Below are 6,618 nucleotides of genomic sequence, written 5' to 3' on the forward strand. Positions count from 1 at the left end.
CATTGGATAGCGGTAAAGATGCCGCTTCGGCAGACAGCGGCGTATCGAAGGACGACGCGGCTGTTCTGAATGAAGTTGCATCGCAAAGCACTTCGGCCTCCAGTCTGTTCACCAACTACCAGTACGAACGAGAGCAGAAGAACCTGAAAGAGCAGCAGGATCTGATGGCTGCGATCAACGATATGGACAAATCGCCATCGGACAGCGCGTCCGCGCAAGAGCAGCTGCATCAGCTCGAAGAGAAGGAATCCAAAATCAACGGAATCGAAGAAAAGCTTCAACAGCAGTACAGCGAAGCAATCGTCAAGGAAGAGAGCAATGATTCCTATAAGGTGGTTGTGCTCAGCAACAAGCTGGATGTGAAACAGGCGGCCTCGATCATCGATCTGGTCATGAAAGAGCTGAGCGTTTCACAGGATAAAGTAAGCGTTCAGCATGTATCGGAACAGTAATACGAACACAAATCACGCAGGAATTGGCGAAAGAGCTCGGGTCAACCCGGGCTCTTTCCATTTCCTGCGTTTGTGATATAATACATAAAGTTATCATGGAAAATAGGTGGATTAGCATTGCAGCTGGTCCTTTCCGCTATGTTGTACGAGTGACGGTTGACGTTCCCGAAAGGGCGTCGAAGCCGGTTCATCTTATCCGCCGAGTTGGCGGGTTTGAGAGAAAGCTGAAGGAGTGAACTGATCGAAATGTTCAAATTAAGTGAAATTAAGGAATTGATCGAATTGCTGGACCAGACCTCTTCCGTGCATGAGCTGGAGATTGAAAGCGAAGGAATGAAACTGGCTATCCGCAAACCGGACCGTTCCGAGGCTGCGGAAGCGCATGTAGTTCCGGCAGCGCCTTTTCCTTACCACTTTACGCCTGCTCCACAGCCGCCCGCACCGCAGCAGATTGTCGGGCAAGCTCCCCCCAGTCCCGCCGCTCCGCAGCAAGAGACGGTCTCTACTCCCGCAGAGGGAACCTTACATAAAATCGTTTCTCCGATGGTGGGAACGTTCTACACCGCAGCTTCGCCGGATTTGCCTGCATTCGTAAGCGTTGGCGACCGGGTGACCGAGAAGTCGACAGTCTGCATTATCGAAGCGATGAAGCTGATGAACGAGCTGGAAGCCGAAGTCCGCGGGGAAATCGTATCCGTACTTGCGGAGAACGGCCAGCTTGTGGAGTACGGCCAGCCCTTGTTCCTGGTGAAGCCGGAATCTTAGAATCGGGAGGAAAGTAATGAACATACAAAAAGTGTTGATCGCCAACCGGGGGGAAATTGCCGTTCGGATTATTCGCGCCTGCCGCGAATTGGGCATCTCCACCGTTGCGGTCTATTCGGAACCCGACCGCGATTCGCTGCATGTCCGGCTGGCCGATGAAGCGTACTGCATCGGACCGACAGCTTCCAAGGACAGCTATCTAAATTTTACGAATATTATGAGCGTTGCCACCCTGACTGAATGCGACGCCATCCATCCAGGCTACGGCTTCCTTGCCGAGAATGCCGATTTCGCTGAGATTTGCGGTTCCTGCAATATCATATTTATCGGTCCGTCTCCTGAAGCCATCACCCGGATGGGTGACAAGGCTGTGGCGAAAGAAACGATGAAGCAGGCCGGCGTTCCGGTCATCCCCGGTTCCGATGGTCTTGTCGAAGATGTGGAGGAAGCGGTGCTGCTTGGGAGGGAGATCGGCTATCCCATTATCATCAAGGCTACCGCCGGAGGCGGAGGCAAAGGCATTCGTATTGCCGAAGACGAGGAATCACTGGTCAAGCAGATTACAGCAGCCCAGCAGGAAGCGCAGAAGGCGTTCGGCAACGCCGGAGTCTATATAGAGAAATACCTGACCGGCATGAAGCATGTCGAAATCCAGATTATTGCCGATAACCACGGCAACGTGGTCCATCTGGGCGAACGGGACTGCTCTGTGCAGCGCCGCCGCCAGAAGCTGGTGGAGGAGGCGCCTTGCTCCGTGCTGACGCCGGATATCCGTGAGGCGATGGGAGACGCAGCTGTCCGCGCCGCACTGGCCGTAAATTACTCCGGTGCGGGAACGCTGGAATTTCTGCTTGGCGCAGACGGGCAGTTTTACTTTATGGAAATGAACACCCGTATTCAGGTTGAGCATCCGGTTACCGAAATGGTAACGGGGGTGGATTTGATCAAGGAAATGATTTCGGTGGCCGAGGGCAACCTCCTTTCGTTCACTCAGGAGGATATTGTCATTAACGGCTGGTCGATCGAGTGCCGCATCAATGCGGAAGACCCGACCAAGAATTTCATGCCTTCTCCGGGCAAGATCGGCTTTTACCTGCCTCCGGGCGGACTTGGCGTCCGTGTGGACAGCGCCGCATATCCTGGCGGAACGATATCGCCTTTTTATGATTCCATGATTGCGAAGCTCATCGTCTGGGCGCCTACGCGCCAGGAAGCGATTCTCAAGATGAAACGGGCACTTGGCGAGTTCGCCATTGAAGGAATACATACCACAATCCCTTTTCATCAAAAATTGCTGGAGCATCCCGTATTCCTGGACGGTCATTTCGATATCAAGTTCCTTGAAGAAAATGAAATTTAGGGCGAAACCGCATTGTTTGTCATAAACTTCGTCAAATGATATAGTATGTTTAATGGAGAGACGTGCTTTAAGCTTGCCATCATGAACAAATGTGAAAGGTGTGGGGGATAAAATGAGTACACTGCCGACAGAATTTGAACGTACGGAAATCGGTGAAATCCAGATCGCTCCCGAAGTGATTGAGGTGATCGCGGGCCTTGCGACCGTTGAAGTTAAAGGCGTAGCGGGTATGAGCGGCGGATTTGCCGGAGGCATTGTCGAGCTGCTTGGACGTAAGAACCTTTCAAAAGGCGTTAAGGTGGAAGTCGGACAGCGCGAGGCTGCGGTGGACGTCTCCGTAATTATCGAATATGGAACCCGTCTCCCGGATGTGGCGGCGGAAATTCAGCGAAACGTCAAACGGTCCATCGAAACGATGACAGGTCTGACAGTAGTAGAAGTGAATGTGCATATTCACGACGTCCAGTTTAAGAGTGCGGAAAAGAACACAGCTGCCGACGATACCGATGTTGCCCTTCGTGTGAAATAAGGACTTCCGGTCTTCATTAAACCCCCGACGGTCAAGTCGAGGGTTTAGTCTACTTTGAGGAGGTTACGAGGCTCGTGGCCAAAATTTTAGACAGACTTTTGCTGTTTATTTACAGCTTGAGCATTGGAATATTATCTGTTATTGCCATCCTCCTGTTAAGCGGCATTCTCCCAAGGAATTTGGAAATCCGGGATTGGGAATCCGCTTATATCGCCGTGATTGTTGCTGCGGTGATTTTATTCCTGCTGAGTATCCGGTTCTTCTACATCTCTATTCGCCGGGAACGGCCATCCAGTCTGTCGGTCGATCAACGGACGGAGTACGGAGATATTCAGATTTCCATGGAAACAATTGAGAATCTCAGCCTGAAGGCTGCCGGAAGGGTCAAAGGCATCCGCGACCTGAGATCGCGCATTCGCGTCTCCCAGGCGGGACTAGAAATTATGATTCGCGGCGTAGTGGATGGCGAGCATTCGCTGCCGCTTCTGACCTCGGAAGTACAGCGGCAGGTGCATGAATATGTGCAGGATACGACGGGTGTTCCGGTTGCCGACGTGTCCGTCTATATTGCCAATCTTGCCCAGTCGCCCAGCTTCAAAAGTCGAGTGGAATAGAGGTGAATTTCCCTTATGCTTTGGAGAGAAATATGGGAAAGTCACGGAGGTAGAATTGCCGGAGTGGCCTTTGGCTTAATTCTCGGCATCATTTATTTAATTAGCGGTTTCTGGGATATGCTGTTCTTTGCACTGGTTGTGTTCATCGGGTATACGCTTGGCGGCAGAAAAGACGCGCAGGCTCCATTGTTCCCATGGCGGGAATTGCTGGAGCAGCTGTCGGGCCGCTGGCGTCCCTTCAAGTGAACCGCGCTAAAGCCTTTCTTTCGGAGCGAACTGGTCATTTGCATTTCTGTCCCCGAAAGAAGGGCGGTGCGGTTTTTTTGCGTCTAGAGGGTGCTGCTTTACCGCACAGGTTAAATAAGCTGCAGCCTGCGCTCGGCGCTAGAGCGGACTGGAAAATCTCCATCTAATTTGAGTATTTCGGACGGGAACGGGGAATTATGCTGAAATTATAGGGAGTTTTTCCGCCTGCCTAATTCATATATGCTGAAGAGACATAATTGAACTGGGGTACTTGCGCCTAACCTTGTTACTTGAGCGACTATTTGCGATACAGCGAGGCACACGTCCCGCCGGATCGGCCGATCCGTATCGGTCAAGCGGAGATTGGATTAATTAAAAGGAGGAACAAATGAAAAGACGAATTGCGAGAGAAATTATCGTACAAAGCCTGTATCAGATGGAAATGAACGAGGTGGAAAGCGGCGAGGCGGTGGAAATGCTGCTGGAAGAGGCATCGGAGGAAAATGAGACGGAGCGCGTTATTTCCGACGAGCTTCAGCTAAAGGATTATGTGCTAGACCATGTGAACGGCATCTGGGAAGCTAAGCCTGCGATTGACGATATGCTGGAGCATTACTTGAAGGGTTGGCAGATGAGCCGGCTGTCCCGCGTCGACCGCCAGATTTTAAGGCTTGCCGCTTATGAAATGATTTACCGGGATGACGTTCCGGCAAAGGTTGCCGTCAATGAGGCGATTGAGCTCGCTAAGCATTTCGGCACTGAAGATTCCGGCAAATTCGTCAACGGCGTGCTCGGAAAAATGATTCAGGATCTGGAAGAACTGAAGACAAACCGTTCCTAGTAAATGAAGCTGGTTCAGCAAAAGATGCTACGATGCGCCTGAGCGCCCTTTTTTCACGAGAAGACAGCCTAACAACTATCAAAGTTCACCAAAGGGGAGATAAGTGTCATGACAGCAGCAATCATCAGCGGTAAACTGGTTTCCGAAGAGATTCGTGTGGATATTGCCCGGGAGGTAGAGGCGCTTGCGGCGCGCGGGGTCAAGCCTGGTTTGGCTGTAGTGCTTGTTGGGGAGGACCCGGGTTCGCAGGTATATGTGAACAGCAAGGAAAAAACCTGTATCAGCCTTGGCTTCCATTCGGTAGTTCACCGGCTGCCCGCTTCGACTTCCCAGGAAGAATTGCTCGCGCTCGTTGACGAGCTAAACCATGCGGACGAGATTGACGGCATTCTGGTGCAGCTTCCGCTTCCGAAGCACATCAATGAAAAAGCAGTGATCGATGCCATCTCCGTAGAGAAGGACGTCGACGGCTTCCATCCGGTTAATGTGGGCAATCTGGTCATCGGGGACGACAGCCTGCTGCCCTGCACGCCTGCCGGTGTAATTGAATTGATCAAGCGTACAGGCATCGACCTTTCCGGCAAGCATGCCGTCGTTATCGGCCGCAGTAATATTGTCGGCAAGCCGGTGTCTCTGCTGCTGCAGCGCGAGAACGCTACGGTCACGATGTGCCATTCCCGCACGAGCAATATGGCCGAGCTGTGCCGGATGGCTGATGTACTGGTCGTGGCGATCGGCCGCGCTAATTTTATCGACGCTTCCTATGTGAAGCCGGGTGCGGTCGTTATTGATGTGGGCATGAACCGGCTTGATAACGGCAAACTCGCCGGAGACGTTGATTACGACAGCGCGAAGAAAGTTGCAGGTTACATTACGCCGGTACCGGGCGGCGTAGGGCCGATGACCATTACGATGCTGATGGTCAACACGCTGACCGCAGCGAAGCGCCGCCACGGTTTGGAATAGGACAGGCATCATGGCGGAGCGGAAGGTATATTCCATTAAAGATCTTAACCGTTACATCCGCATGAAGCTGGACTCGGACCATCTGCTCTCCGACGTGTGGATACGCGGGGAGATCTCCAATTTTACGCATCATGGCAGCGGACATATGTATTTTACGCTGAAGGACGAGAGCAGCCGTATCAAGGCAATTATGTTCGCTTCCCATAACCAGCGGCTGCCTTTTGTGCCGAAGGAAGGTTCGCGGGTCATTGCCAGGGGCAATGTGACCGTGTACGAAAGGGACGGACAGTACCAATTCTACGCTACACATATGCAGCCCGATGGCATTGGCAGCTTGTACCTGGCCTATGAGCAGCTGAAGAAAAAGCTGGAGCAGGAGGGACTGTTCGCAGCGGAGCTGAAGCGTCCGCTGCCTCGCTATCCACGCTGCATCGGCGTCGTCACGTCGCCGACGGGCGCGGCGGTTCGGGATATTCTGATTACGCTGCGCAGACGGTTTCCGCAGGTAGCCATTGTGCTCTATCCCGTGCTTGTACAGGGCAAGGGCGCGGCGCCTTCCATCGTGAAGGCCATCCGCGATCTGAACGATATGGGCGAGGCCGATGTGCTCATCGTGGGCCGCGGTGGCGGCTCCCTGGAGGAGTTGTGGGCCTTCAACGAAGAAGCGGTAGCGAGGGCGATTGCGGGGTCAGCTATTCCGGTCATCTCGGCCGTCGGCCATGAGACCGACTTTACAATCGCCGATTTCGCGGCTGATCTTCGCGCCGCGACGCCCACGGCCGCTGCGGAGCTGGCCGTGCCGCATGCCGCGGAGCTGGCCGCGCAGCTCCGCCAGCTGCAGCGCC

9 protein-coding genes are annotated in these 6,618 nt (G+C 53.3%); all 9 read left to right on the top strand.

The features are described 5' to 3' along the window. A partial coding sequence (locus L691_RS0113140) for a SpoIIIAH-like family protein (RefSeq protein WP_025690971.1) occupies positions 1-452 on the top strand: 452 nt, incomplete at its 5' end. A 246-nt stretch (positions 453-698) separates the two neighbouring features. Continuing rightward, complete coding sequence (gene accB / locus L691_RS0113145) at positions 699-1,217, top strand: acetyl-CoA carboxylase biotin carboxyl carrier protein (RefSeq protein WP_025690972.1); 519 nt, start codon at positions 699-701, stop codon at positions 1,215-1,217. A gap of 16 nt (positions 1,218-1,233) precedes the next feature. Next, entirely contained in the window at positions 1,234-2,577 is a 1,344-nt protein-coding gene (gene accC / locus L691_RS0113150) for an acetyl-CoA carboxylase biotin carboxylase subunit (RefSeq protein WP_025690973.1), read from the top strand. 112 nt (positions 2,578-2,689) lie between these two features. Then, complete coding sequence (locus L691_RS0113155) at positions 2,690-3,106, top strand: Asp23/Gls24 family envelope stress response protein (RefSeq protein WP_025690974.1); 417 nt, start codon at positions 2,690-2,692, stop codon at positions 3,104-3,106. Positions 3,107-3,180: 74 nt separating this feature from the next. Beyond that, entirely contained in the window at positions 3,181-3,720 is a 540-nt protein-coding gene (amaP, locus tag L691_RS0113160) for an alkaline shock response membrane anchor protein AmaP (protein ID WP_025690975.1), read from the top strand. Between the two features lie 15 nt (positions 3,721-3,735). After that, a complete protein-coding gene (locus L691_RS0113165) occupies positions 3,736-3,966 on the top strand; it encodes a DUF2273 domain-containing protein (protein ID WP_025690976.1) in 231 nt (76 codons plus the stop codon). 388 nt (positions 3,967-4,354) lie between these two features. Beyond that, on the top strand, positions 4,355-4,807 hold the full coding sequence (gene nusB, locus L691_RS0113170) for a transcription antitermination factor NusB (RefSeq protein ID WP_025690977.1): 453 nt from the start codon (positions 4,355-4,357) through the stop codon (positions 4,805-4,807). A gap of 108 nt (positions 4,808-4,915) precedes the next feature. After that, positions 4,916-5,773 carry a bifunctional methylenetetrahydrofolate dehydrogenase/methenyltetrahydrofolate cyclohydrolase FolD gene (folD, locus tag L691_RS0113175; RefSeq protein ID WP_025690978.1) on the top strand — a complete coding sequence of 286 codons (858 nt, stop codon included), beginning with the start codon at positions 4,916-4,918 and terminating at the stop codon, positions 5,771-5,773. A 10-nt stretch (positions 5,774-5,783) separates the two neighbouring features. After that, positions 5,784-6,618, top strand: an 835-nt coding sequence (xseA, locus tag L691_RS0113180; protein WP_025690979.1) for an exodeoxyribonuclease VII large subunit, incomplete at its 3' end; no start/stop codon positions are given.

Origin of the sequence: Paenibacillus zanthoxyli JH29 (assembly GCF_000520715.1) — a bacterium.
Classification (GTDB): Bacteria; Bacillota; Bacilli; order Paenibacillales; family Paenibacillaceae; genus Paenibacillus_AQ; species Paenibacillus_AQ zanthoxyli.

Bases quoted from the DNA above. Each gene is read 5' to 3' on its own strand.
- L691_RS0113165 (WP_025690976.1), top strand. From the start codon at position 3,736: ATGCTTTGGAGAGAAATATGGGAAAGTCACGGAGGTAGAATTGCCGGA.
- accB (WP_025690972.1), top strand. From the start codon at position 699: ATGTTCAAATTAAGTGAAATTAAGGAATTGATCGAATTGCTGGACCAG.
- L691_RS0113155 (WP_025690974.1), top strand. From the start codon at position 2,690: ATGAGTACACTGCCGACAGAATTTGAACGTACGGAAATCGGTGAAATC.
- nusB (WP_025690977.1), top strand. From the start codon at position 4,355: ATGAAAAGACGAATTGCGAGAGAAATTATCGTACAAAGCCTGTATCAG.
- accC (WP_025690973.1), top strand. From the start codon at position 1,234: ATGAACATACAAAAAGTGTTGATCGCCAACCGGGGGGAAATTGCCGTT.
- folD (WP_025690978.1), top strand. From the start codon at position 4,916: ATGACAGCAGCAATCATCAGCGGTAAACTGGTTTCCGAAGAGATTCGT.